Here is a 22,619-nt window from a genome sequence, read left to right as displayed (position 1 = left end):
TGCGGGCCGAATGGTACATTCCCCCGCAACCCCGAAACGCCGCATTTGAAATTTCGTTCCATAGGACGCTGCGCCCAGAGCAGACCCAATCAAGGAGATCAAACCTGGTTCTGAAGCAGAGCGAAGATTTACTCTGGCGCGGGTTCCGTGGCGGATCTGACCGCAGAGGGCTCTCATGCCGAATTGAGGAATATGCGCTGAAGGTTATCGGCCAACGGGCTAGCGCAAAGCCCACAATCGCCGCCATTGCGCGATTACAGCCACCGACCCCGCGCATGGCCAGCGCTCAGTCCCGCCGCAACTGCCGGTTTGCGTCAAAGCGGCGTGTTGTCATTGGCCTGCCGGGCAGCTTCGGCCTCCGCGACGTCGATCGAGCAAAGCTCGTTGCCGGCATAGTCGCACACGCGTATCAGCCATCCGGTGAGATCGTCAGCGCCGGGCTGCAGACCGACCAACATGTCGATCGCGCAATAAAAGCGTCTTTGCACATTCTCAAGGGCATGGGCTATCTGGTTTCAACGCTGAGCGTTGTTCAATCGTAAGTTGGTCGAGTGCTTCCGATAGCCCGCTGTTGGTTGCCTGCCTGCTTACGCCGCTGCATCAATCGCCGGCATGTTCTGTCGCTTGCTGACCTACGATGTCGAGAAGCGTAAGGAAGGCAAGTAGGAGGATCCTGCTTACGCTGGAGCTTACTGACGCCCTACCAATTTTCCTCCGTTGTGCGGTAGCTGACTCTCGGCGCCATAGTGGTACTGGGGTGCGGGTGCCAGTTCTGCGCGTTGATCGAGCGCCGCGGTGTGTATGCCGATCTCGTCTCCCGCGTCATACGCCAAGGCGATGGCCGAGCCGCATTTGCCGCAGAAACTCCTGACTGCGATCGGCGACGATCTATATTCCAGCGGTTTGGCTTCTCCCGTCCACAACAGGCTCTGGCGAACAACCCACGCAAGAACGGCTGCTGGCGCGCCGGTCGATTTCTGGCACATTGTGCAATGACAATAATGGACCAGACGAGGTCCGGTCAGCCGAAAACGGACTGCACCACACAGGCAATTTCCAACGATTTCTGCCATTCAAACGAACTCGCGGAAGGGCGGCAGCTGGTCATTGTCGTTGCCCGACAGGAATGCCAAGGCAACCGGCATCTGCGTTGCGGGCTCCCGTCATGCCACAGGCTAACGCACGGCGTGGCCTTCGTTGTGCTTCCTTGTAGCGGCCGCTTTTTTTGCAGAGGCGGATTTGGCGGGCGCCGAGCGCGACGCCGATGCCTTGCCGCCGAGTTCGCCGCCCCTGTGCGCTACGGGATGACCCGTGTGCTTGCCACGACCCGATCCACCCTCCTTTTTGCCGCCTCCGTCATCCTTGTTGACAGTCGCCCAGGCGCGACGCTCGGCTTCCTTTTCCGATACGCCACGTTTTAAATCAGGAACCTGTGAAAGGCAAGAGTCTCTTGCAGATTCAGTATCTTATGCGATTACAGGATTAGTGTCCTGGCACCCAAGCGGTAGGTTCGCTTCCTGCTAGCGGGCGGAGTGTCGGAGGTCTTGAGCGGCCCCGTCGCCAGTGATCTACTTCGGACCCGCACGCTATCGGTTATCCAGGAGACAGGCGAATGGACATTCGATCGACACTGACGGAGCTATGCGATGCCTTCAACGCGCACGACCTCGATCGCATCATGGCGTTCTTTGCTGACGACTGCGTCCTGGAGATGCCGAGGGGAAGCAACCCCTGGGGCTCTCGCTTCGAGGGTAAGCGCAGCGTACGTGACGCGCTGGCGACACGCTCCGAAGGCCTGCCCGATGTCCACTACGGCGACGGCGAGCATTTCGTCGATGCAGCCGCCGATACCGGCATGTCCAGATGGATCCTCACCGGCACCACCACCCGCGAGGGCGTGAAAAAGGAGCTGCGCGGTAGCGACTTTTACACGTTCCGCAACGGCAAGGTGATCCGCAAGGATTCGTATTGGAAGATCGTGGAGTAAAAGCTGGCTCTGTAGCGCCAATTCGCGAGATGGCGGCAAGACTGGCAGCCATGTTCTGAGATCGCACAGGGTGCAGGGGAAGCTCTGGCAGCAACAGTAATGAGCCCCTGCTGAAGTCGATCGAGACCATCACCGACAAGAGGGCGCCGTTCGTCCAGCCGAACGGGACCGGACCGGTAAGGCCACTAACGGGGCTAGTCCATACGGCTTAATTGCGCGATCGCTAATATGCCCGTAGGGTTCTCCGCGCGGGGACCAAACTCACCCGTAGTGGCCGGCATCACATTAGCCCGCAAGGCAACCCAACCCTGCCGGCCACTCATCTATAGCGTTTTGGGGTCGAACTCATCTTGACCGGTCATTGATCATCGGTATGGCTCGGGGCAATATCAAGGTAAGCGATGAAGTCGCCGTCACTGCAGTTGTGCGCGGTCGGGTGACACCACGCTGCTTTTGGCGCTCTCGCTCCAGCCGCTAACGGTCTATTAGACGGCCCGATCAGAACTCTTCTTCTTCCGTTCGAAAAGCGCAACTTTGGCAGGGTAACCAATCCGCACCCTTGTCTCGCACTGGGTGCAGGTGAAAGCGGAAATAACTTTAAGCCAAGAGCCCTTCTTGACGATGAGACAGCCGCAGTTTGGACATTCAAATTCCAAATCCTCGTCTCGCATGTCATCTGAAATGGGCATTGCAACTCCCCAATACCAAACAGTGCCGATGCGGAGGCTTCGGTCCGCGGTCTCATTAACTTCGGGGTCCTCGTGCGGTTCCTGGAGCACACAAAAAATCTCGCGCCTAGGATGTGGCAGCGGGCCAGTCGGGGGGTAGTTCTGTCCGCTCATACAATAAGCCCGCTGCCGGACCTTGAGGGGTTAGACGGCAGCGGGCCTCGATCGTCCACGGAGGGCGATCTGCAGTGGACAAGAAAGCCGTTCAGCCCACCGCAAGAAACCAACTACAAGAGCGCGTGGGATGTTCCAACCTGACCTAAAAAAGCCCCCGTCGAGACCCGGGCGGGCATGTCTAGCGCCTTTGTTCGAGGCATGGCATCGACAAGCGGTGGAACTCTTCAAAATGACCCGGAAAGTTCCGGGCGAGATATCGCACCACTCTGGCATTATCCATCATCCGGTCGAAAAAACGGTTGGCTACGACAAGCTCCAGGCCCACTTGGCCATGATTTTCCACGGCGCTTAGAACCTCAAGGCTCAGCGTGCCGACCTCGAACACCATCGCGCCGCGCTGCTCTTCCGCCTGTGTGGTGATCGTTGAGAGATTAAAATCTTTGGCCAGCAGGGCTTGTGGTGTCAGAGCGACGAGTAGCCTCGCGTAGGTGATCCTGACCCGGTCCATCGCCACCATCAGCCGGGCAATCTCCAATTGCCTGACTGGCAGAACCTTCTGGAGAAACCCGAAGATTTTCGTTTTCACCGGCGCGTCCCGAAGCAGGTCGATGACATCGGGGCAGATTCCGTTAACGGGTTTCCGGTTTTCGCCGTTCTCGGAAGCGGGTTTCCCGGGAGGGCAGAACATTTGCGGCTCACGGGTCGCGCCACGCAACCTACGTGCCAGTAGCCTTGGCATTGTCCCGAAGCCCTCAGACACCAACATGGTGCAAAATTCCTTGTCGCGCATCATCAGGTGGAGCGCCGCGACGATCCGGTCCAGGCTCTGTTCAGACTTTGCCGCTTCGGTGACGAAATCGCGCATGCGTTTGCATTCCGTATCGTAGGTCGCCAAAAATTCGTGCGAACGAAGCCTCTTCTTGGACCCTATTGCGCCAGCGACAATATTCCTCGCATGTCTGTCGCCACCGTTTTCCAGTGCGCGGTAGGCGGCGTCCTTCGGCAAGCGCTTGGCTACCAAGTCGCGCCCCCGACAGGCTCTCGCTCTGCCAGCCTGATAATTGGGTTGAGCGCGGGAAAAATATAGGTGTCCAGCAGTGCCCCATTGATGGCGTGCAGTTCCGATTTGCCCGCGATCTCATGCGCAGGAGCAATCAAATAGTCCCGAATGGTCAGGTCGCCGGGATTCATACGGATCAGGACGAAAATATCCGGTGGCGGCCGTTGACCGGCCTTCGAAAACCAGCGTGGATAGCCGAAGCCGGAAACCCTGCATCGTCCAATCGTGATCGCCACGGTGATCTCCTCGTTTATCCGCAGGAGGTCTGTCGCCATGTCATGGGCAGCAGCCCCGCCCTGCCTTTCCATCGCGCCCACGAGATCCCCGATAACCCGCAGCCTCATTGTTTCCAGGCGCCGGTTCACGCCGATGTAGCGGTAGTTGTTGGATGGCTGGTATCCGATCAGTTCATAGGCTTTGACAATGGTTCCAAAACGCCACTGGTAGCGTTGCGACGGCGGGCATTCGGAATCGGCGTCGATCATGGCTAACGACAAGGCGCCCCGGCGAGCCAAAAGTGCCCTAAGGGCGGCCAGCATCTCGTCATTGGTCATGTGGCGATAGATGGTCTTGAGGACGATCTGCGCCCGGTCGAACAGTTTGCGGTCGACGATAGGCTCCAGGATGTTTTCCACCCGCACCCACTGTTCCGGGGGATTGTGGACTTGATGGCTTCTAAGCCGGGCCGAATGCTTGTTGTTGAGCAGTCTTGCCATCTCCAGCTCTGTCTTGTGTGTTCTGACAAAGTGACTGAAGATCCACCTCACTGTCGCAATCTCGGCGGGCGGTCCGAGCACCAGAACTACCCGATCCGTTTGCTGGCTCTTGTATTCGTAGGATGAAAGGATGCCCTTTGAGCGGCCGTGTTGACTGACAAGCAAGCGCCGCAGGCCAAAGCCGGCCTTGCCGCCTTGCCGGAAGCCCAGCCGGACCAACCTCGCCTGGCCGATGAAGACTTTTTGCGAGAGCATTCTGCTCTGCTCGGCAGCCATGCTGCGTTTGATTGCTTTGAGTACATCTGAGCCGATGCTGCCGTCGTTTGCGAATTGCTCGGCGCAAAATTCGATCCGGACGCCGGCCATCTGGCACCGATACTCATAGACGGCGCTCTCATCGATATTCTGGAACCGTCCCCAGCGGCTGACATCGTACACCACCACCGTTTCGAAATCGGCTCTTCCGTTTTCTACATCGGCCAGCAACCGCTGAAGGCCGGGACGGCCTCCGAGGTTGAGACCGCTACGACCGGCGTCCTCGTAGGTTGCGACAATGTCGTAGCCCATGATCTCGGCGTAGTCTCGTATGGCATCTCGCTGGTTGTCTATCGAATAGGTCTGGTGGTCTGTCGACATGCGCAGATACTGGGCCGCACGCACCATGCGCCTGCCTGAGGGGGCTTTTAGGGCCGCTGCAACCTCGTCCATCGCTTGTGCTGTCCCGCCGAGATTACATGCTAGCAATTGGTGACCTGTCCTTTGGTTGATAACTCCCGTCCAGTTTGTGTCGAATGCTACCCTTCTGCGTTTGGAAACCAACGTCATCAACGACCGGGAAACCGTGACACACTTCGTGTGCCGGCACGCCGCCGTTTAGCCGCAATGCGCCAGCAACTGGCAACCATTCGCCCCGGTCCGCGTTTGGGGCTTCAAAGGAGTTCCAAGATGATCATCAGACAAGCCATTGCCGCCGTGCTCATGACTGCCGCTCTGGCAGGCTGCGCGACCCAGACCGAACAGCAGCAGAGGGCAACCACCGGCGCGCTGATCGGCGGCGGCGCCGGCGCCCTCGCCGGCCAGGCGCTGGGCGGCAACACCGAAAGCACGGTCGTCGGTGCCGCCGGCGGCGCCCTGCTTGGCGCCGTCATCGGCCAGGCCACCACGCCGCAGCGTCGCGGCGAACAGCTCTGCCGCTACCGGGATCGCTACGGCCGGATTTACACCGCGCCCTGCGACGACCGGTATTACAACGGCGATTATTGAGCGAAGTGCCTTCGCTAACACCTTCTTCCCTTGTGAGAACAGGTGTTAGCGAGGGCGACGAATGAGGGGGCCCCAAGAAAGGCCAACACCCCACTTTGCCGGTACACCCCTCATCCGTCTCGGCGCCGCTCGTCGATCCACCTTCTCCCGCAAGAGGAGAAGGAAGGAGCCACTCCTCCGCCCGCGCCGCTTTCCGGCAGCACCAGTTGCGTCTCGTCCAGCGTCAGAAATCCCATCATACACTGCACCACCTCGGCCCTCGTAAAATGCTCAAGGCACTGTGCGGCGCGAAGCCGTTGGGCGTTCTTGTCCTCGCCATCCACTCGCCATAGGACGGGCGGCGGTAGTAGCCGACGGTTGTTGTGAGATCGGTCAGCACCAGTTCGCCCTCCTCGCCTGGCGATAGTCAGCCCATGCCATTTTCCCGACTGCGGGACGATCAGGCTTTCCAGTCCCGCGGCCAGTCGGCTGAGTGTGCGCCGCAAAACTTTCTTGTGCATCGCAGCAATCAGTGCGTAGATAGGCAAAGTAAAACTGACGGAAACGGGATGACCGAGACGCGGGATTCAAGGACGGCCCACTTCGACGCGCTGCATGGACTTAGGGGCATTGCTGCTGTCCTGGTGATGCTCGGCCACTTCAGCGAATACACGGGCCGGCGATATGATCTGGCGCCTTCAGGGTTCCTCGCCGTGGACCTGTTTTTTCTGCTGAGCGGCTTCGTGATCGCCCACGCCTACGACGACAAGTTCCGAAAAGGCATGTCATTCTGGGGCTTCGCGGAGACCCGTCTTCTCAGGCTCTACCCGCTCTACTTCGCCGCACTCGGCCTGGCCATGATCGGCGTCGGTGCAACCATCGCGACACAAGGGATCGGTGCGTATTCGCGGCTGGATTTGCTTGCAACCCTTGGGTTTTCCGTTCTTTTCCTACCCACGCCGCCGGCGCTCTCGACGGCTCCCGACCTGCTTTTCCCGCTTGATGGTCCGGCATGGTCGCTGTTTTATGAACTCGTCGCCAATGCCTTTTTTGCCGCGTTGGCCACAAGGCTGGTTGCGCGTTCGCTGGCTGTCATTGTCGGCGTCGGCTTGCTGGCCCTGGTGCTGATGGCCTGGCATGGTGTCGTGCTTGGCGGCGGCGCCTACTGGGACAACACGATCGCGGCTCCCGCCCGGATCGCCTTCTCGTTCTTTCTCGGGGTCTTTCTCAACCGGTATGCGACCGGGGACAGCCGGGACGGCAATCTCTATATGCTGTTGCTGCTGGCGCTATGCGGAGCGCTGATGTGTTTCGATCCGGCCGAACATGTCCAGTTATACAGCCTGGTGGTTATCGTCCTGATCTGGCCCTGGCTCGTTCTCGTGGCGTCGCGCTTGCGGCTTTCCGGTTTCTGGCGCTGGATTGCGCTCTTCTCCGGCAACATCTCCTACGCCATCTATGTCCTTCACACGCCGCTCATCCGCCTTTCGAACGCCGCGGTCGAAGCCGTGACCGATATTTCATGGAACGAGCACGGCCTGCCGTTCATCCTGGCGACATCCACCCTGATCATCGCGGTCTCGGCATTCGCGCATTATGTCTACGACAAGAATATCCGCGCCCTGCTGCGGTATTGGCTTTCACTTCGCCGCGCACGCGAGGGCGTGACCCAGTTCTAGGGTGAACTCAGTTCGAGGAGACCGGGCTGGCTTCGCGCCCTACTCCGCCGGCGTCCTCTCCAGCGCCGCCGCGCCGCCCTTTCGGCCAAAGCGCTGGACGACGAAGCGACCGGCCTTCTGGCCGGGGACCTCGATCAGGTTGTAGGTGAACCAGGACAGCAGGGTCACGGTCGGCAGCACCACGGCAACGACGATCGCGAAGCGCAACGGCGCCGCCAGCTCGTTTCCGTATTCGCTGATGACAAACGCCGCGACGGGCTGCAGCACCAGCAGATGGATCAGGTAGATGCTGAACGAAAGCTCTCCCATCAGATGGAAGAACCGGTTGCTGAGCGTCACGGCGATGGCCCGCGCCAGCGTTCCCGCCTTTCCCGGCAGCATGCGGTAGAGAACCAGCGCAAAGAAGCCCGCCACCAGCGCTTCACGCACCAGAAGCTTGCCCAGCCCGTAGTCGCCGCCAAAGGGCAGCGCCGCCAAAAGCAGCGCCAGTGCCAGGTAGAGGATCGGCCGGGGCTGGGTCTGATGCACGATACCGGCCAGCAGCATCCCGCACAGGAAAATCTGCATCTTCAGCGCCAGAAAGGACGGCATCGGAAAATGGATGGACAGCAGCCGCATCGCAAACACAATGGCGCAGCCGACGGCCGCGACCAGGATGGCGCTCCTGATCCAGTCCAACCTGCGCACCAGCAACATGACGGCCGGGAACACCGCGTAAAACTGCATCTCCAGCCCCAGGCTCCAGTCAGGCAGCGGCGTGCGGTAGGCGAGGTTCGGCACCAGCCCGAACAGGAAGGTGAGATGGGCGACGATGTTTTTCAGGCCGCCGTCGAGGTAGCGCTCGGGCGCCTGGTGCGATCGCGACAGGAAATCGTCGATGATGATCCGGCAATCGTAGAGATAGGGGCCAAGCGCCAAAGCCGCGAAAAGCATGACGTAGAACAGCGGCGCGATCCGGAAATAGCGGCGCGTCCAGAATTTCAGCCAGGTTTCCGGCCTTTGCCAGGGCTCCTTGTCCTGGCGCAGCTGATAGTGGAACACCATCAGGAAGCCGGACAGCATGATGAACAGGTCGACGCCAAGATCCGGCTCGCCGACGACCGGAATCTGCCAGCCGGTTAAAAGCAGGCAGTGCCCGACAAGCACCCAGATCGCCGCAAGCGCGCGAAGCCCGTCCAGGCATTCGATGCGCGATGACCTGATGATGCTGGTTTCGTAGCTAGCCATGTTGCACTGCAGCATGGCGCTTGAGGCGTGATTGTCAACCCGTTTAAGATCGCCGGCGCTATTCACCCTCCCCACAAGGGGGAGGGTAAGAGGCGTCATCGCCTTCTCAGCAGCCTTGCATGCCGTCGCCAATATCACCACGCCAGCACGCGCTTTCGGCAACTGCGTTTCATCGCGGTCATGGTCATACCCCCAAAAGCACGCGGCGCTGGCCGGTGAGGTCGCCGGGCGCCAGGTCGGTTTTCACCGTGCTCAACGTGCCCTGGCGCTGTTCGACTTCAGCCCGCAAGGCTGCCTCTCGCGCCTGCACGTCCTTGTCGGCGATGGTCGGCGTCGGCGGCAGCGGCTTCAGCGCCGGCGGCTTTGAAAGAGACACATGGTTCCAGCCTTCTCTTGTCCAGTCGTAGAGGAAAAAGTCTTCGCCATTGCGGCCGTAGGCCGGCAGCAGGCAGCGTTGCGTGGCGCCGAGCCGGCCGAGCCAGCGCAGCGCCAATTCATTGCGCCCTCGCCTCGACCCGCCACGCGCCGCCACCTCCGGCCCGAGCACGGCATGAAAATGTGCGGTAATGCCAGGCACGCAGCGCTTCATACGGCGCGTGCCCCAGCTCCAGGCGATCCACAGCCCGCTGCGTTGCTCGGCGGCGCCAAAGCCAGCCTCCGGGTTGCCGTCGAGTTCGACGACAAAGGCAAAGCCCTGCAGCGCGGTGAGCGCCAGCAGTGCCGGCGACTAATGGTCAAGCTGGCAGTCGATCTCGGCCCGGTCCTGCGGACGCAGATTGGCGGCGATATAGGAGAGATCGCGCAGCGTGGCGGGGACGGCCATGAGGGCACCAGAGCGGTGGAAACCACCCAGCAAAATTGCCGGCGGTTTCAAAGGGTTGATACCGGGATGGCCTCTAGTCCGGTTGGCGCCTAGGCTTGTTCTCCTGGTGGTCGATACCTAATCGACGATGCCTTTTGCAGCGCTGCAAGCGTGTCCTCAACAGTCAGGAGGACGGTCGTCTGGACGGAACTCAGCGCTCCACCCGCGCCGATCGCGAGCGCAGTGGCCGCCATCGACACGTTATCGGGAGCCTCCCACAGATTATATCCGTCATGCTCACCAAAGGCGTACCAGAAGCCGTGCAACTTTCCGCCAACCGATTCAATGTACTGCTTCGCCGCTTCTCGGCGGTCCTCCGGGCTCTTGATGAGCTTCGCCCATGTTGCCGGCGTGTAACTGAACCGAGTCAGGTATAACGGCATGGTCTTATCCTCCCTGTTTCCCGGCTCAGTATACAGGAGTTCGAGCCCGACTGCGACGGCGGCGCCAAGGCCGGCGACTCGACCTGACAATCGGCCTCGGCGCGTGCCCAGTGCGCAGGTTGGCAGCGATGTAGCTGTCTGGCTGTTGACTGGCGCACGCATAGCCAATCCTGTCAGCATCTTCTCATACGCTCACCGAGTTTCTAAGGGGAGGAATGGCAGCGATCAGGTGTCAGCTTGTGGCCGCTAACCCCGCAGCTATCCTGCGCTCATGACGTCACGTTAGGAAACAGCAATCGATCGGGCCGCCGGCAGGCATGGCTCTGCCTGGCGGGCGCCAGTCGGTCAGCCTCCAAAGCGGCGCCGGCCTTTTCTACTCTCTGAAATAGCAAGCACGCCCTTCGGAAAGCCGGCTGGCGTGCGGCATGTCTTTAGCATTTGGCCGGACAACTATGATGGTGGCCTGCGGTTTTCAAAGATTGCCATTTTGTACGAATAAGTCAGGCGGATCTCATTCCCACAACCCTCACATGTCAGAGACTTGGAGCTTTTTATCAGGCGACCTTTGCGGATCATCATTCGCTTGCAGTTAGGGCATTGGACGACCATATCGTCTTCATCCCGATCTCGTGAAAGTATCATAGTTACCTCCTGCCAGTTCCCAGGAAGCAAGCTGCATGCCGCATTAGCGTCTCTTTTCGAAACACTGCGCACGCGAGACGGTGCGTTCACGAAATTGAGAAAGATGGCGAGCCGCTACAACCTCATCGACCATAACACCACCAGTGCCACCACGATGCCGACCAAACAGAACGCGACCCAGACGCCGGCCATGGATGGCTTACTCAGCCAAGCCGGCATCGTGGTGCCCGATGGCGTCCAGGAGAGCCTCGTTCACGCTGCCGGTTTCTTCCTCGATCTCAACGCTGGTGATGCCGATCGCTTTGGCATCGGCGAACAGCTTTTGAGTGAGCTCGACAACAGAGATGATGTCGGCGCCGGCGGTCTCGGGGACGTTGGCCGAAATCCACTTTTACAAAAAGTCGGTGCCGCGGGTGCTCGTCCAGGATTAAGCGGAGCGACTCTATTAGGTTCCGCTGATGAGCTTCCCCCGCGTCAGAATGACGTTCGTACCCTTCCTGAACGAAGTGGGAATGCGGCCGCCCGCGTAACAAATGATGCTGCGATCACCTGTTAGGGGTGTAAAGTCGCTCGTCCGCTTCCACCGGAATGTGGACGCTAGGGAGCCAACTCAGGTGCTTTCGCCCCGCAAGGATAGAAAGCCATGGTTGAAGTTAGTCCGGACCCCAGTTCCTAATTCCGTTGAGATCACCGAATGCCTTGGCGAGCGGTTTGTCCGCGTGCGAAACGGCAAGGCAAGCATCAGCAGCTTTGAGAGCGAATTCTACGCTCGCTCTTTCGCCGAGGTTCAGCGGATCGGCTTAGATCTCCAAGAAAGAAGTCCCAATGAGTAAGCCCCAAAGCCCTGCCTCAACGAACTACCTGTACGACACGGCGGATTTTGCCGAGAAGCACGGTCTTTCACTACGGCCAGCAGACGTCATTCTTTGCGCAAACGGTCCTTCGAGGGGTGGCCTGCGATGCAGCCGCCCCTGTTTCGCCGAAGCGGTGGCGCAACGAGCTGACCGAGGAACATTTCGATACGACACGGAAAGACCAATCTGTACGGCTATTTTCATATGGCTCAGGAAGCAGTGCCGCACACGAGGCCCGGTTCGCGATCACCAACACCGGTTCGGTAACCGGCATCGACGGTTCAAAACAGCTGGTGGATTATTCGATGACCAAGGGCGGCATTCATGCGTTCACGCGCGCCCTTTCAGGTAATCTCATGAGCAAGGGCATCCGGGTGAACGCCGTTGCACCAGGCCCGGTGTGGACGCCGCTCAATCCGTCGGACATGGAAGCCGACGACGTATCGAAATTCGGTGCTGACACGCCAATGAAACGGCCTGCACAAACCGGAGGAACTCGCACCCGCCTATGTGTTCCTCGCCTCGCCACAGTGCTCGAGCTACATCTCCGGCGAGATCTTGCCGGTGGTCGGCGGCTATTGACGTCAGGACAGCCGACACGGACGTACGGTGAAGGGAGTGGGAAGGATGGTCCGTCTGCTTTTCACAATGACTCTGGGATATGTGGCTTATCGCATCTGGAGGGAAGATAACGGAGTCGATCCGGCGCGCTGACGGTTCCCTCCGGCAAGAGGCGGAGCGAAAATTCACTACCCGCTCCATCGGCCGCAGGGATGTCCCCCTCGGCCGGCTAGCCAACGCGCCTGCCGACCGAAACGAATCTTCCTATTCTGCTGCATGCAGGTTGATCTTGCTTTCCGCCATTTCGGTGAGCTTGCGATCGGTCACCTGTTCTTCCTTGAGGTTCTTGGCCAGCACATTGGCGCAGTCGCTGCGGCCAAGCTGTTTGGCCCAGGCGATCAGGGTGCCATAGCGGGTCATCTCGTAGTGCTCGACCGCCTGTGCCGACGCAATCAGGGCCGCATCCAGAACCTCCTTGTCGTCGACGTCGCCGCTGACATCGTCGGCTTCCTCGAGAATGCCGTCGATCGCCGGGCAGTTCACCTCCTTGGCCTTGACGCCATGCAACTCGAACACTTGCTCGACACGTTCGATGTGGCCCTTCGTCTGGTCGAGGTGTTTTTCGAAACCAGCTTTCAGTTGCGGGTCGGTTGCCTTGTCGATCATCTTCGGCAGCGCTTTCTCGATCTGCTTTTCGGCGTAGTAGATGTCGCGCAGCGTGTGCACGAAGAGATTGTCGAGTGTCTTGATGTCCTTCGAAAAGAAGCCCATGGCCTTCCCTTTCATTGCTCTCGGGGTGAATTTCGACAGCGGTTGGCCGCCGCCAACTGCCGCCAGGACGTGTCCCGGCTTGTCTGGTCAACGTCCGGGTAGGGCAGCAGTTCCCCATCTCCGGTGCCAGGCCTGCAGCCTCGTGCGATGCCAGCCGACTTATGACGGAGCTGCTCCATTGGAGCCTTTGTCGGGGTCCTTCGTTCTAGCTGGAGCTCAATCGGCAACTTGAAAGGTCCGCGGAATGTATTTCATTGCACTGGCGAGCGACTATGACGGCACGCTTGCCCATGACGGGATCGTTTCCGGGAAGACCCTTGCTGCCCTCGAGCGGTTCAAGAAAACCGGTCGCAAGCTGATTCTCGTCACCGGCCGCGAGCTGCCAGACCTCAAGCGTGTCTTTCCCGAAGTCGCCCTGTTCGACAAGGTGGTCGCCGAAAACGGTGCGCTTATCTATACGCCGGCAAGCGAGGAAGAGCGGACGATTTCGCCGGTGCCGGATCCCAAATTCGTTTCCAGGCTGAAAAAGCAGGGCGTCAAGCCGCTGTCGGTCGGACGCTCGATCGTCGCTACCTGGGAACCTCACCAGACGGCCGTGCTCGAAGTGATCAAGAAGATGGGGTTAGGGCTGGAAATCATCTTCAACAAGGGCGCGGTGATGATCCTGCCGAGTGGCGTCAACAAGGCCACCGGACTGGGCGCCGCGCTTCAGGACCTTCGGCTGTCGCCACACAATGTCGTTGGTGTCGGTGACGCTGAAAACGACCACGCTTTCCTTAAGGTCTGCGGCTGCAGCGTCGCCGTGGACAATGCAATTCCCGCCGTCAAGGAGACCGCCGATCTGGTCATGCGCGGCGCACGCGGAAAGGGTGTCGAGCAACTGATCGACAGACTGGTCAAGCGCGATCATGGAATCGTGTCGAGGCGCCATGACGGCGTCGTTCTGGGCTCGGCCGGCGGCGATGACGTCTATCTGTCGCCGACCGACACCGTGCTTATCGCCGGCAGTTCGGGCATCGGCAAGTCCACCTTGGCCACGGCGCTCACGGAACGCTTTGTCGAAGGCCAGTTTCAGTTCTGTGTCTTCGATCCTGAAGGCGACTACGATGGCCTTGAAGGCGCCGTCAGACTGGGTGACGGCTCCAGCGCACCGACGAAGGCGCAAGTGCTGGATCTGATTGAGAAGGCGGACAGCAATGTCGTCATCAATGGGCTGGCGCTGCGTGTCAATGAGCGGCCGGATTTCTTCGCCGACCTACTACCGGGCCTCGGCAGTTTCCGCCGCCGTACGGCAAGACCGCATTGGCTGATCATCGACGAAGCGCATCATCTTCTCCCCAAACGGCGCGATGATACGCGGGCAATTCTGTCACTGGAATTGCCGGGCACCATTCTTATCACCGTTCACCCTGAGGCAATATCGACCGACGCCTTGAGGCTGGTGACGGCGATCATCGCGCTTGGGCCCAAAGCCAAGGACGTCGTCAAGGCGTTCTGCCATCAAACCGGTATCGAGCCGCCCAAGAATCTACCCACGCCCAAGGGCGCGCGGGTGCTGCTCTGGCGGCCGCATGCGGGCAAGAAACTTAAAACCGTCAAAGTCATCGAGCCACGTCAGTCGCTCAAACGACACAGCCGCAAATATGCCGAGGGCCAACTCGATGAAGCCGGCAGCTTCTATTTCCGTGGCCCCGACAATGCGATGAACCTCAGGGCGCACAATCTGATGATCTTCGCCCAGATCGCCGAAGGCATAGACGACAAGACCTGGGCGTTCCATTTGCGGGCAGGCGACTACTCGGAATGGTTTCGCCATCAGATTCGAGACAAGGATCTCGCCCGCGAAACTGCTGAGGCGGAAAAAGATAAAAAGCTTTCGGCCGAGGAGAGCCGCAAGCATGTGCTCGACGCTGTGCGCCGCCGCTATACGGCTCCCGCGACGGCGCCGGAGGAATAGCGCGCGATAGAGGTCCGCTATCGTTGATCCGGTTCGCCTCGGCTCCTTACTGTCGATCTCAACGGCGCTCGGCCAGGTGGAGTTTGCTTCTGACGTCCGGCTGGAACTCAGGCCCCGCCTTTTCGTTCAAACCCTGTCCAACAGGAGAAACGGCCATAGGAGAAACAGCCATGCCACGTGGAGAAAAATCGAAATACACCGACAAGCAGGAACGCAAAGCCGATCATATCGCCGAAGGCTATGAGAAGCGCGGGGTTTCCGAAAAGGAAGCCGAACGCCGGGCATGGGCGACCGTCAACAAGGACGATGGCGGCGGCAAGAAGGAAGGCGGCTCCGGTCGCGGCAAACATACCGGCCATCCCGCGGCGCACAAGGGCGGCAAAAGCGGCGGAAAGGCTTCGGCCTCGCGCTCTGCAGCCAGCCGGTCTGAATCGGCCAAGAAAGCTGCGGCAACCCGTAAGCGAAACGCCGAACACCATGCCCACTGACGGGCCAAACTGATGTTCGGAGGGCAGGCATGAAATCCCGGCTCGTCAACGAGGTCGGCGGTCAACGTACATTTGTCATCGTGCTCGACCCCGGCGAAGAGGCGTTTGCCACACTGATCGGTTTCGCAACCGAGCAAGGCGTCGACGGTGCTTCCTTGACTGCCATCGGCGCATTCGAAAGAGCCACCGTTGGCTGGTTCGACCTCGATGCGAAAACCTACCGCAAAATCCCGGTTCACGAACAGTGCGAGGTGCTGAGCGCGATCGGCGATGTTGCGCTGGGGGATGATGGCAAACCAAGCCTTTCTCGATGAGGAATTCTCTGAGCGCTAGCAAATGCCTGCCAGAGGTCCAACGATACTATTCCATGACATGTGGCGTGTGCCGTTTGTCCTCCAACGGGTCGACGTCGATGCGCGCCTTTTCCGGATCAAAAGCGCCATGACGGGCAATGGCCCGCGCTGCCGTATCCGGCGTCTCGTATGCCCACATAAAGTCATCAGCCGCGCCACCAACTGCATGGACACGCCAATAGGTAGCGGTTCCCTTCAGCGGTGAACTGCTGGTCGTGTTTGTCTTTTCGAAAAGCTCGAAATAGATGTCCTCGAACGGAATATAGAACACCGGCTCATGTCCCTCTTCCCTGAGTACCTTCGCGCGCTCCGTGGCCGCGACTATGGCGTCTGAGAATCGCACCGTTACCGTGCCGGCAAACGGTTCTATGGTTAATGGGCGGTGGTGTTCTGAAGTTGCGACTGAAGTTTGCATCCGAATTCTCCGTGGCTACCGATTGATCGCGACGGCGTGCCGGCTCGCCATCCATGGAGACGAAATGCGCGGCGATGCATCAGGTTCCAGCTTGTCTGATGAAGCCGAATGACTGCCGAGCCAGGCGCTTTATAGCCTGCCGTAACTGTCGAGAAAGCTCGCCAACAATCGCGAAACCTCTTGTGGGGCCTCACGTGTTGGGAAGTGCCCAACCGCATCCAGGACCACTCGTTTGTAGGGCGCGGTGAAATGCTCCTCCAGCCCTTCCGACGATGCGGTCAACACAACACGGTCATCGCCACCATGAAGCGTCAAGGTCGGCACTGTGATGATCTTGACCGATATTTGCCGGGCGGCCAGCTCCGCGTAGCGGGGATCGGGCTCCGCCTCACCCCAGCGAACCCGATAGGAATGCAATGTCACATCCGGCCAATCCGGATTTTCGAAGGATGCAGCCACTTCGTCGAAAATGGCATCGTCGAACCAGCCCAACGGGCTCCAGCTGTCCCATTGGAATCTGGCGAATTCCTTGCGGTTCTTTCGCACGAACTCGGCGCCACGCGCTGTTGCCATGAACCATTGATACCAAAATGCTTTCGCCTGCTCAGGCGCTGGCGTTGCCGGCTTGCCGGGTTGCCAGCCAAGCGATAGCGCAGCACAGCAATTGATGCGAGGGAAAACCGACGCCAGGAGGTAGGAGATCCGTGCACCCCAGTCGTGCCCGACGACCGCAAAGCGGCTGAGGCCAAGGGCATCGGCAAAATCCAGTACGTCCTGCGCCATTGCGGCAATCTCGCCTGACCGCATGGTTTCTTTCGACAGGAACGATGTCCGTCCAAAACCTCGCAGCCACGGCGAAAACGTCCGAAAGCCGGCCTCATGAAGGACCGGCGAAATACGCGCGTAAGTGGTCGCATCGTCCGGCCAACCGTGGAGCAAGACAACGGGCGGACCGTTTTCTGGCCCGGCTTCGAGATAGGCGATGCGCAGCAGTGGCGTATCGCAAGATGAGACGGGGTTCATTTGCTCTCCGGTGCTGTAACCGGCTGGTCGCCGCCAATCGTCGAGCCGCCAGTCGTCGACTTGGGTCTGGCATCCTGGTCAACCTGCGGGTTCTTGTTGATGGTGTCGGTGTTGGCTTTCGTCGGTTCGGCGCTGTTATCACAGGCGCCGAGCGCAAGAGCAGCGGCCAACACCAAAAGCGACAAGGATCTCTTCATCGAAACCTCCTCTGACTGATATTCGACAAACCTGGCTCCGCGAATTTGGTTGCCTTGCTGGATGCTCGGGCCAGCCTTCAATCCTTCGAGCTTTTTTGGCCGGCGCTGACTGTCGGGTCGGGCACGACAGGGCCGCGTTCGGGCTGGACCTTCTCCCTCGATCTCCTGCACGGTTTGATCCCAGTGCTCCTGCTCGCGTCCAGTCGGATGGCCCTTCCGTTCCCAGATTTCATAGGCTCTGGTTATCAAGCCCCGCCCGAGGAGGTGAGCAGCCGCGATTTTGGCGCCCTCACCCCACCGGAAGCATTAGCGTTCAGCGCTCTCTCCTTCGCTGTTGTCATACATCAGGCCATTAAAGCCCGCCGCTCGCCCTGAAGCGACGAGCCGAGCATTCGCGTCATGTGGCGCTAAATGCGCCCGAGCACGACCAGGATGATCACAATAAGCAGCAACAGACCGAGGCCGCCGCCACCATAATAGCCGGTGCCGTAGAATGGCCCGCCGCCAAGTCCACTAAAGCCGCCAAGCAATGCAATAATCAGAATGATGATGAGAATGGTCCCGAGACTCATGGCGTTCTCCTTTCCGCGGCTCCCCTCCGTTTCGAACGCAGCCGCGCCGCCTGCTGAGACTATGAACTCGCCACAAGCCTTCCTGTTCCCAGGCGAATTCCACTGGTTCTGACATGTTTGGTCCTTGGCAGTTTCAACATGGCTGAACAAGGTCATTCCGTAACGCCTGGATAGCCTTGGCTTTTCAACAATCCAGCGAGATGAGCGGCGTTGGAAGCAGCCATTTCGATCGTGCCAGAGACCTTCTCGGGTGTTCTCGGGTCGACATAATTGACATCCCCCATGGCTTCGCCAACCCAATACATCCCGCTATTGGCGGGAATGGTGAAGCCAACATCGTTCAGTGCTTGAAAACATTCGGCGTGGCAGTGGGCGCGCCATCCTCGTTGCCGACGATGGCCACCAAAGCCACCTTTCCTGCCGCCGGCATGCGCCCTTTGTCGTCGGTCTCCTCTAGAAACGCAGCTCCAAGCCAGATCGGAAGTCCGAGCACGAAGATGTCGCCCGCCAGTATTTTCTTCCTGAGTTTCGGCCAATCGTCGCCCTTGCCGATATCGGAAAGCAGACTTGGCTTGATTGCGATCGACCGAACGCACGATCTCGCCTTCGACACCGTATGGCACCAGCGCCGCCAGAACATCGGCAAGCAACCGGTCCGTGGAGGATCTTTCCCTGTCGTTCGAAGCTTTGAGCGAGCAATTGAGGGCAAAAGCTGTAAGTGGCATGTGAAATCTCCTGCGTTACCCCAGCCAAACCGCAATCGCCGCGACTGCCATGCGGCGGCGCGTTTATGCAACTTGTTGCGGGAATTGCTTGGCATTTAACGCCAAGGGTAAATCCTAGTTCCGAGGACGGCCACAGCAGGCCAGACCGTTAGCCGGCTGCGGAGCCACGTCCTTTCCCGTCGACCTGGTACAAGAATTCCTCTTTTTTCCATCCTTTGCGGAACCTGAAAGCAACGAGATCGGTTCTTGAGCAGCCGCTTCGCACTGGGCGGCGAGAACTGACTCCCTCCACTTCGTTACGGGCCCGCCGGCGCGGAGCCGGCGGGATTTTGAGCACCGACGCTTGATGGAAACAGGCGGCGACGTCGAGCAACACCGGCTGACGTCGCTTCCCGGGAGTTCTTGAGAATGGATAGACAATGCTCGTCCAGGGCCCAGAAGTAAGCGGCGTGCAGCTGGCGGTGTCCGTGGCCGGCGATCCGGATCGACCGGCCCTGATCCTTCTCCATGGCTGGCCCCACTCCAGAGAAATCTACGATGGAGTGCTCGAAGAACTCGGCAAGCGATACTTCACTTTGGCTTTCGACCTTCCGGAGATTGGCGGATCGCGAGGTGCCCCGCCATCGGCAGAGAAGAAAGCCCTGGCAGATATCTTGATTTCAGCCGCCGAGGCAATTGGCGCCAGGTCCATGGTGGTTGCCGGCTTTGACGTCGGCGGCATGATCGCCTTCGCCGCCGCGCGCTATTACGGTGGTCGTATCGTCGGCGCGGTGCCGATGAATACGGTCATCCCCGGCCTTCATCCCTGGGCTGACGTAATCGCAAACCCGGCCATCTGGCATTTTGCGTTCCATGCGGTGCCGGAGTTGCCGGAATTATTGGTGGCTGGCCATCAGCGTGCATATTTCGACTTCTTCTTCGATCTGCTCGCGGGCCGTCGTGGTGCCGTGACAAATGAAATGCGGCAGATCTTCACCGCGGCGTATTCGAGGCCGGAGGCACTCAAGGCCGGTTTTGACTGGTATCGCGCATTTGAAGCGGATGCCAAGGCCAACGCCCTTCCGGCAAGCATCGAGGTTCCACTTCTCTATATCCGCGGCGACGCCGACTTAAGATCGATTGACGACTATCTCGAAGGTTTGAGGCTATCGGGTGCGAAGAACCTGCAAGGCCGCGTGATCGCCAATTGCGGCGAGTTTCTGCCTATCGAGGCACCGGAGGCATTCGTCAAGGCGCTGGCGGAATTCGCACCGAGATAGCACACGCGAATGCCGCTTAGCGCGCCGCGGTGCGAAGCGCCGATATGAAAACCAGCAGCAGCGCCAAGGCATTGAGACCTGCGGCGATGGCATGCGAATATTCCCATTGGCGCCGGAGCAACTCCAGTTTTCAGGCAGAATGGTCCAATTCCGCGTTGCCCGATTGACCGGATAAGTCAGCGTCCAGAAAGCAAATTGCGTGGCGCCGATGCTGAGAAAGGCGACCACGATAAAACCAAACGATCCGCCTGATCGGTAAAGCAAAACCGCCAGGGCAGCCGTCGAGAGCAACGCCCCCAGCACCACGATGCCAAACAGGCTCCAGCCATCATAGGCGCGTTGCGCGGCGAGATAACTCGTCCCGTCGAGTTTCATCTTGTTGAACATCGCGAAGAAGTGCGCGCCCGCCGGGATGAAAGCCAATGCAACGAAAATGAAGCTGATCACCCTCAGACCATAGATCGCCATATCCAGTCTCCTCTCGAGGAGAACAGCTAGGGCAATCGACACCGTTGAAAAGATCGTTCGAATTGTGCGGCCAAGCCCGATTTACCCGCAACCCCTATGAGCATGAGCGCCGCAATCACCCAAGGCACACCGACCACCACATCATTTCCGCAGTCCGCCAGTAGGTCGTCGGCCAGCAAGGCGCTGACGAAGGGGCCGCGCGCGCCCCGAGTGAAACCTCCGGCGCCGACGATCCGGGCGTGACGAGAAGTAGCGCTGCCCTTCAGCTTGATGTAGCCGGTTTGACTGCAAGTGTTTGTCTCGCCGTCACAGTACCGGTCCAGCAACCCGGCAAATGATTTGTCATTCGCGGGGCCGCCCGCGTAGCCACGGCCCTGCGATGGCCAATGTCCTCATTACTCAAAAGAAACTGGGCCTGTTCCGACTCTAGCGCTAGGAACGGGCCATAGAGCCACAGTCACTAGCTAGAATCGCAAGACGACTGCAGGACGCCGTCTGCGATAGCACCGACGCGACGCCGGCCATGTCGCCAGTAGCTACGGCAGACCCGTCTCCAGCCGCGCCGGCGATAGTGTCGGCGGCGATGCCAGTACCGATGGTAACCTGCTGCACTTCTGCCTGTGCATCGTCGTCAAAGGCCTCGGCCTGAGGCAATCCTTCTTGACTGCACTATTCGGCATTGCCGGGGCAGCGGCCCGTCTCGAGTTCATCGAGAATGCCGGCGCCTGGAACACCGGCCATCGCGTTGACAGGGCGGAGAGTGCTTGCAACGATCCATCGTAAACCTCCCAAGGTTGCGTGAGCTAAAAAGCGCCCCCGTCTAAGCAGGTACAGCGAGCTTTGAAAAAAAGGATCGCCAGACGCCCAAGCACCTCGCGAATCCTATCAAGGCTGGAAGGGACGTAGCTGCGGCGATTCACGACATGTCATCCAAGCGCCATGGCCATCACCAGAAAGGTAACGGCTGTCGCGAAAATTGGCGCGAGCAGCCAGCGTGCTTGGCCAACGCTTTTATCCATCTGTCTTCTCCGAATTTGGGGAAATAACACCCCTGGCCCTAAGCCGTTCCGTCTAGTCCCCGCGTGGTACGACCATCGAGTTTTGGCGAGGGCAATTGGTCCGATCCGGCTTCGGACTGAAGTCCGGTGCAGGAACATTCGACCTGAGTTCGAGTTCGTTGGGCAGGCGAACAGGCGTGGTGCCGTCGCCAGGTTACCAGAGGAGAAATAGATGCGAATGCATTTCACAAGCGCCGCTGCGGCGCTCTTACTGTTGGCCGGCGTCGGCGCCGTGGCAGCACAGGATGTCGTCATCACACCGGAACAGGACACGGTCGTTCGCGAATACGTGAAGAAGCAGCCGCTCGCGTCGATTAAGCTTCCGGGTGTGGAGCTGAACGTTGGCACCGCTCTTCCTGACACGGTGGAACTTCATGAGGTTCCCGACGTCAAATACCGCTATGTCGTGGTCGACAATCGAACGGTTCTGGTCGACCCAGGCACCCGCAAAATTATCAAGGTCTACGACTGATCGAATAACTGTTGCCCGCCGCCAGTTGTGGCGGCGGGCTGCGAATTCACCACGCTAGGACGATGGAAATGAAGAATGACGTCGAGATTTCGCCAGCCCTCGAAACCCGCGTGGCTGATCTCAAAGCCAGAATGCGCGACGCCCGCATAACAGAGACAGATATGAAGGCCTTCAAAAAAGTTGCATCGATCATGGGCGACATCAGCGGCCGGATTGACTGCGATGACCTCATCGCAGCTTCGTTCCTGCTGGACGGCCAGCAACGAGATCCCTAACCCAATCCGACATCAACGAGATCACCATCTGCGATCGGTAGCCGTCCAACTTGACCTCGTGAATCCAGTCGCTCCCCTCTGGTGGTTTCTCCACAAGGTCGGCATCAATGGATCGACAAACTTCAAACGCATGAACTGACCCACGCCCGGCGGATTCAATTAGCACACGCTTAATTCAGGCGCCTCATGGACGACTGGAATCAAGCAATAGGGACACTCGAACTAAAGATACAGGTCACGCATTTCGTCTGACATGGGCATTTGGACCGGACTCGCCTGTGCTTGAGGAAATTCAGCCGATAGGGTTGGTTGCCCGTCCAGGCACAAAGCGTGGGCGAGTCAGACTTTTGCCGCTTTGCGGCGGCCTGCGCCACCTATGTCAGTGTGCAGCCTGCGATGCAGGCCCGCGACCAAAGGCAGGACGCAGGCCCCGGCCAAGTCTTGCGGACCTTGGCCAGCAGCAGTGCTGCTGCGTAGTCAACCGATGGCCTTATATGCTGTTCTGCTAACAGCCCGCCACCGTCATGC

24 protein-coding genes and 4 pseudogenes are annotated in these 22,619 nt (G+C 59.4%); 12 read left to right on the top strand and 16 right to left on the bottom strand.

What is annotated here, in order from left to right; translation table 11 throughout:
- Positions 1-314: 314 nt before the first annotated feature.
- From ACYHH6_RS12955 to ACYHH6_RS12945, 3 genes and pseudogenes are all read right to left on the bottom strand, one after another.
- Entirely contained in the window at positions 315-458 is a 144-nt protein-coding gene (locus ACYHH6_RS12955) for a hypothetical protein (RefSeq protein ID WP_352591646.1), read from the bottom strand.
- Positions 459-689: 231 nt separating this feature from the next.
- Positions 690-1,073: a GFA family protein gene (locus tag ACYHH6_RS12950; RefSeq protein WP_352591649.1), complete on the bottom strand. Its 384-nt coding sequence runs from the start codon at positions 1,071-1,073 to the stop codon at positions 690-692.
- Positions 1,074-1,175: 102 nt separating this feature from the next.
- Positions 1,176-1,415: pseudogene (locus ACYHH6_RS12945) on the bottom strand (plasmid stabilization protein); the annotation flags it as partial.
- A gap of 197 nt (positions 1,416-1,612) precedes the next feature.
- On the opposite strand from ACYHH6_RS12945, the gene ACYHH6_RS12940 reads away from it, so the two are divergent.
- On the top strand, positions 1,613-1,987 hold the full coding sequence (locus ACYHH6_RS12940) for a nuclear transport factor 2 family protein (RefSeq protein ID WP_352591651.1): 375 nt from the start codon (positions 1,613-1,615) through the stop codon (positions 1,985-1,987).
- A gap of 1,023 nt (positions 1,988-3,010) precedes the next feature.
- On the opposite strand, the gene ACYHH6_RS12935 is transcribed toward ACYHH6_RS12940, so the two are convergent.
- Positions 3,011-3,853 carry a plasmid partitioning protein RepB C-terminal domain-containing protein gene (locus ACYHH6_RS12935; RefSeq protein ID WP_352591654.1) on the bottom strand — a complete coding sequence of 281 codons (843 nt, stop codon included), beginning with the start codon at positions 3,851-3,853 and terminating at the stop codon, positions 3,011-3,013.
- A complete protein-coding gene (locus ACYHH6_RS12930; protein WP_352591657.1) occupies positions 3,847-5,316 on the bottom strand; it encodes a recombinase family protein in 1,470 nt (489 codons plus the stop codon). The genes ACYHH6_RS12935 and ACYHH6_RS12930 overlap by 7 nt, the downstream gene beginning before the upstream one ends.
- 237 nt (positions 5,317-5,553) lie before the next feature.
- Here ACYHH6_RS12930 and ACYHH6_RS12925 point away from each other — a divergent pair, with 237 nt between their 5' ends.
- On the top strand, positions 5,554-5,871 hold the full coding sequence (locus ACYHH6_RS12925) for a YMGG-like glycine zipper-containing protein (RefSeq protein WP_352591660.1): 318 nt from the start codon (positions 5,554-5,556) through the stop codon (positions 5,869-5,871).
- A gap of 548 nt (positions 5,872-6,419) precedes the next feature.
- Positions 6,420-7,529, top strand: coding sequence for an acyltransferase family protein (locus ACYHH6_RS12920; RefSeq protein WP_352591663.1), 1,110 nt, complete (start codon positions 6,420-6,422; stop codon positions 7,527-7,529).
- A 39-nt stretch (positions 7,530-7,568) separates the two neighbouring features.
- Here the strand turns inward: ACYHH6_RS12920 and ACYHH6_RS12915 are convergent, their stop codons facing one another.
- From ACYHH6_RS12915 to ACYHH6_RS12905, 3 genes are all read right to left on the bottom strand, one after another.
- A complete protein-coding gene (locus tag ACYHH6_RS12915; RefSeq protein ID WP_352591666.1) occupies positions 7,569-8,756 on the bottom strand; it encodes an acyltransferase family protein in 1,188 nt (395 codons plus the stop codon).
- 184 nt (positions 8,757-8,940) lie between these two features.
- Entirely contained in the window at positions 8,941-9,333 is a 393-nt protein-coding gene (locus ACYHH6_RS12910; protein ID WP_352591668.1) for a hypothetical protein, read from the bottom strand.
- A gap of 335 nt (positions 9,334-9,668) precedes the next feature.
- Entirely contained in the window at positions 9,669-10,001 is a 333-nt protein-coding gene (locus ACYHH6_RS12905) for a GYD domain-containing protein (protein ID WP_112566958.1), read from the bottom strand.
- Positions 10,002-10,746: 745 nt separating this feature from the next.
- Between ACYHH6_RS12905 and ACYHH6_RS12900 the strand changes: the two genes are divergently transcribed.
- Both ACYHH6_RS12900 and ACYHH6_RS12895 read left to right on the top strand, forming a co-directional pair.
- Positions 10,747-11,199, top strand: a complete 453-nt coding sequence (locus ACYHH6_RS12900) for a hypothetical protein (RefSeq protein ID WP_435053441.1) — start codon at positions 10,747-10,749, stop codon at positions 11,197-11,199.
- 441 nt (positions 11,200-11,640) lie between these two features.
- Positions 11,641-12,079: pseudogene (locus ACYHH6_RS12895) on the top strand (SDR family oxidoreductase); the annotation flags it as partial.
- A 243-nt stretch (positions 12,080-12,322) separates the two neighbouring features.
- Here ACYHH6_RS12895 and ACYHH6_RS12890 read toward each other — a convergent pair.
- Positions 12,323-12,829 (bottom strand): YciE/YciF ferroxidase family protein, encoded by a 507-nt coding sequence (locus tag ACYHH6_RS12890; protein ID WP_352591672.1) that lies wholly within the window; start codon positions 12,827-12,829, stop codon positions 12,323-12,325.
- Positions 12,830-13,073: 244 nt separating this feature from the next.
- Here ACYHH6_RS12890 and ACYHH6_RS12885 point away from each other — a divergent pair, with 244 nt between their 5' ends.
- The 3 genes from ACYHH6_RS12885 to ACYHH6_RS12875 all read left to right on the top strand — a co-directional run bounded on the left by ACYHH6_RS12885 (position 13,074) and on the right by ACYHH6_RS12875 (position 15,588).
- Complete coding sequence (locus ACYHH6_RS12885; RefSeq protein WP_352591675.1) at positions 13,074-14,786, top strand: HAD family hydrolase; 1,713 nt, start codon at positions 13,074-13,076, stop codon at positions 14,784-14,786.
- A gap of 170 nt (positions 14,787-14,956) precedes the next feature.
- Entirely contained in the window at positions 14,957-15,274 is a 318-nt protein-coding gene (locus ACYHH6_RS12880; RefSeq protein ID WP_352590651.1) for a plasmid stabilization protein, read from the top strand.
- Between the two features lie 29 nt (positions 15,275-15,303).
- Positions 15,304-15,588, top strand: a complete 285-nt coding sequence (locus ACYHH6_RS12875) for a PPC domain-containing DNA-binding protein (RefSeq protein WP_352590712.1) — start codon at positions 15,304-15,306, stop codon at positions 15,586-15,588.
- Positions 15,589-15,634: 46 nt separating this feature from the next.
- On the opposite strand, the gene ACYHH6_RS12870 is transcribed toward ACYHH6_RS12875, so the two are convergent.
- From ACYHH6_RS12870 to ACYHH6_RS12845, 6 genes and pseudogenes are all read right to left on the bottom strand, one after another.
- Complete coding sequence (locus ACYHH6_RS12870) at positions 15,635-16,042, bottom strand: DUF427 domain-containing protein (RefSeq protein ID WP_352590709.1); 408 nt, start codon at positions 16,040-16,042, stop codon at positions 15,635-15,637.
- A 129-nt stretch (positions 16,043-16,171) separates the two neighbouring features.
- Positions 16,172-17,065 (bottom strand): alpha/beta fold hydrolase, encoded by an 894-nt coding sequence (locus tag ACYHH6_RS12865; protein WP_352590706.1) that lies wholly within the window; start codon positions 17,063-17,065, stop codon positions 16,172-16,174.
- On the bottom strand, positions 17,062-17,262 hold the full coding sequence (locus ACYHH6_RS12860) for a hypothetical protein (protein ID WP_352590731.1): 201 nt from the start codon (positions 17,260-17,262) through the stop codon (positions 17,062-17,064). Before ACYHH6_RS12860 ends, ACYHH6_RS12865 begins: the two co-directional genes overlap by 4 nt.
- A gap of 195 nt (positions 17,263-17,457) precedes the next feature.
- Positions 17,458-17,511 (bottom strand): annotated as a pseudogene (locus ACYHH6_RS12855) (DUF2934 domain-containing protein); the annotation flags it as partial.
- A gap of 158 nt (positions 17,512-17,669) precedes the next feature.
- On the bottom strand, positions 17,670-17,834 hold the full coding sequence (locus ACYHH6_RS12850) for a DUF3309 family protein (protein WP_352590728.1): 165 nt from the start codon (positions 17,832-17,834) through the stop codon (positions 17,670-17,672).
- A 152-nt stretch (positions 17,835-17,986) separates the two neighbouring features.
- Positions 17,987-18,559, bottom strand: a pseudogene (locus ACYHH6_RS12845) (flavodoxin family protein).
- A 419-nt stretch (positions 18,560-18,978) separates the two neighbouring features.
- Here ACYHH6_RS12845 and ACYHH6_RS12840 point away from each other — a divergent pair.
- Positions 18,979-19,818, top strand: a complete 840-nt coding sequence (locus tag ACYHH6_RS12840) for an alpha/beta fold hydrolase (RefSeq protein ID WP_352590703.1) — start codon at positions 18,979-18,981, stop codon at positions 19,816-19,818.
- Here the strand turns inward: ACYHH6_RS12840 and ACYHH6_RS12835 are convergent.
- Positions 19,705-20,286, bottom strand: coding sequence for a hypothetical protein (locus ACYHH6_RS12835; RefSeq protein WP_352590700.1), 582 nt, complete (start codon positions 20,284-20,286; stop codon positions 19,705-19,707). The genes ACYHH6_RS12840 and ACYHH6_RS12835 overlap by 114 nt on opposite strands.
- Positions 20,287-20,946: 660 nt before the next feature.
- On the opposite strand from ACYHH6_RS12835, the gene ACYHH6_RS12830 reads away from it, so the two are divergent.
- From ACYHH6_RS12830 to ACYHH6_RS12820, 3 genes are all read left to right on the top strand, one after another.
- Entirely contained in the window at positions 20,947-21,069 is a 123-nt protein-coding gene (locus tag ACYHH6_RS12830) for a hypothetical protein (RefSeq protein ID WP_352590697.1), read from the top strand.
- A 447-nt stretch (positions 21,070-21,516) separates the two neighbouring features.
- The gene (locus ACYHH6_RS12825; protein ID WP_352590694.1) at positions 21,517-21,816 is read left to right on the top strand and encodes a DUF1236 domain-containing protein; all 300 of its coding nucleotides are present in this window, start codon (positions 21,517-21,519) and stop codon (positions 21,814-21,816) included.
- 68 nt (positions 21,817-21,884) lie between these two features.
- Positions 21,885-22,091, top strand: coding sequence for a hypothetical protein (locus ACYHH6_RS12820; RefSeq protein WP_352590691.1), 207 nt, complete (start codon positions 21,885-21,887; stop codon positions 22,089-22,091).
- Positions 22,092-22,619: the final 528 nt, after the last annotated feature.

This window comes from Mesorhizobium sp. P171375, from assembly GCF_057786075.1.
The sequence above is the reverse complement of the archived record's forward strand: the minus strand, read 5'-3'. Positions and strand labels throughout refer to the sequence as shown.

Bases quoted from the DNA above. Each gene is read 5' to 3' on its own strand.
- ACYHH6_RS12955 (WP_352591646.1), bottom strand. From the start codon at position 458: ATGTTGGTCGGTCTGCAGCCCGGCGCTGACGATCTCACCGGATGGCTG.
- ACYHH6_RS12950 (WP_352591649.1), bottom strand. From the start codon at position 1,073: ATGGCAGAAATCGTTGGAAATTGCCTGTGTGGTGCAGTCCGTTTTCGG.
- ACYHH6_RS12940 (WP_352591651.1), top strand. From the start codon at position 1,613: ATGGACATTCGATCGACACTGACGGAGCTATGCGATGCCTTCAACGCG.
- ACYHH6_RS12930 (WP_352591657.1), bottom strand. From the start codon at position 5,316: ATGGACGAGGTTGCAGCGGCCCTAAAAGCCCCCTCAGGCAGGCGCATG.
- ACYHH6_RS12925 (WP_352591660.1), top strand. From the start codon at position 5,554: ATGATCATCAGACAAGCCATTGCCGCCGTGCTCATGACTGCCGCTCTG.
- ACYHH6_RS12920 (WP_352591663.1), top strand. From the start codon at position 6,420: ATGACCGAGACGCGGGATTCAAGGACGGCCCACTTCGACGCGCTGCAT.
- ACYHH6_RS12915 (WP_352591666.1), bottom strand. From the start codon at position 8,756: ATGGCTAGCTACGAAACCAGCATCATCAGGTCATCGCGCATCGAATGC.
- ACYHH6_RS12905 (WP_112566958.1), bottom strand. From the start codon at position 10,001: ATGCCGTTATACCTGACTCGGTTCAGTTACACGCCGGCAACATGGGCG.
- ACYHH6_RS12900 (WP_435053441.1), top strand. From the start codon at position 10,747: ATGGCGAGCCGCTACAACCTCATCGACCATAACACCACCAGTGCCACC.
- ACYHH6_RS12890 (WP_352591672.1), bottom strand. From the start codon at position 12,829: ATGGGCTTCTTTTCGAAGGACATCAAGACACTCGACAATCTCTTCGTG.
- ACYHH6_RS12885 (WP_352591675.1), top strand. From the start codon at position 13,074: ATGTATTTCATTGCACTGGCGAGCGACTATGACGGCACGCTTGCCCAT.
- ACYHH6_RS12880 (WP_352590651.1), top strand. From the start codon at position 14,957: ATGCCACGTGGAGAAAAATCGAAATACACCGACAAGCAGGAACGCAAA.
- ACYHH6_RS12875 (WP_352590712.1), top strand. From the start codon at position 15,304: ATGAAATCCCGGCTCGTCAACGAGGTCGGCGGTCAACGTACATTTGTC.
- ACYHH6_RS12870 (WP_352590709.1), bottom strand. From the start codon at position 16,042: ATGCAAACTTCAGTCGCAACTTCAGAACACCACCGCCCATTAACCATA.
- ACYHH6_RS12865 (WP_352590706.1), bottom strand. From the start codon at position 17,065: ATGAACCCCGTCTCATCTTGCGATACGCCACTGCTGCGCATCGCCTAT.
- ACYHH6_RS12860 (WP_352590731.1), bottom strand. From the start codon at position 17,262: ATGAAGAGATCCTTGTCGCTTTTGGTGTTGGCCGCTGCTCTTGCGCTC.
- ACYHH6_RS12850 (WP_352590728.1), bottom strand. From the start codon at position 17,834: ATGAGTCTCGGGACCATTCTCATCATCATTCTGATTATTGCATTGCTT.
- ACYHH6_RS12840 (WP_352590703.1), top strand. From the start codon at position 18,979: ATGCTCGTCCAGGGCCCAGAAGTAAGCGGCGTGCAGCTGGCGGTGTCC.
- ACYHH6_RS12835 (WP_352590700.1), bottom strand. From the start codon at position 20,286: ATGGCGATCTATGGTCTGAGGGTGATCAGCTTCATTTTCGTTGCATTG.
- ACYHH6_RS12825 (WP_352590694.1), top strand. From the start codon at position 21,517: ATGCGAATGCATTTCACAAGCGCCGCTGCGGCGCTCTTACTGTTGGCC.
- ACYHH6_RS12820 (WP_352590691.1), top strand. From the start codon at position 21,885: ATGAAGAATGACGTCGAGATTTCGCCAGCCCTCGAAACCCGCGTGGCT.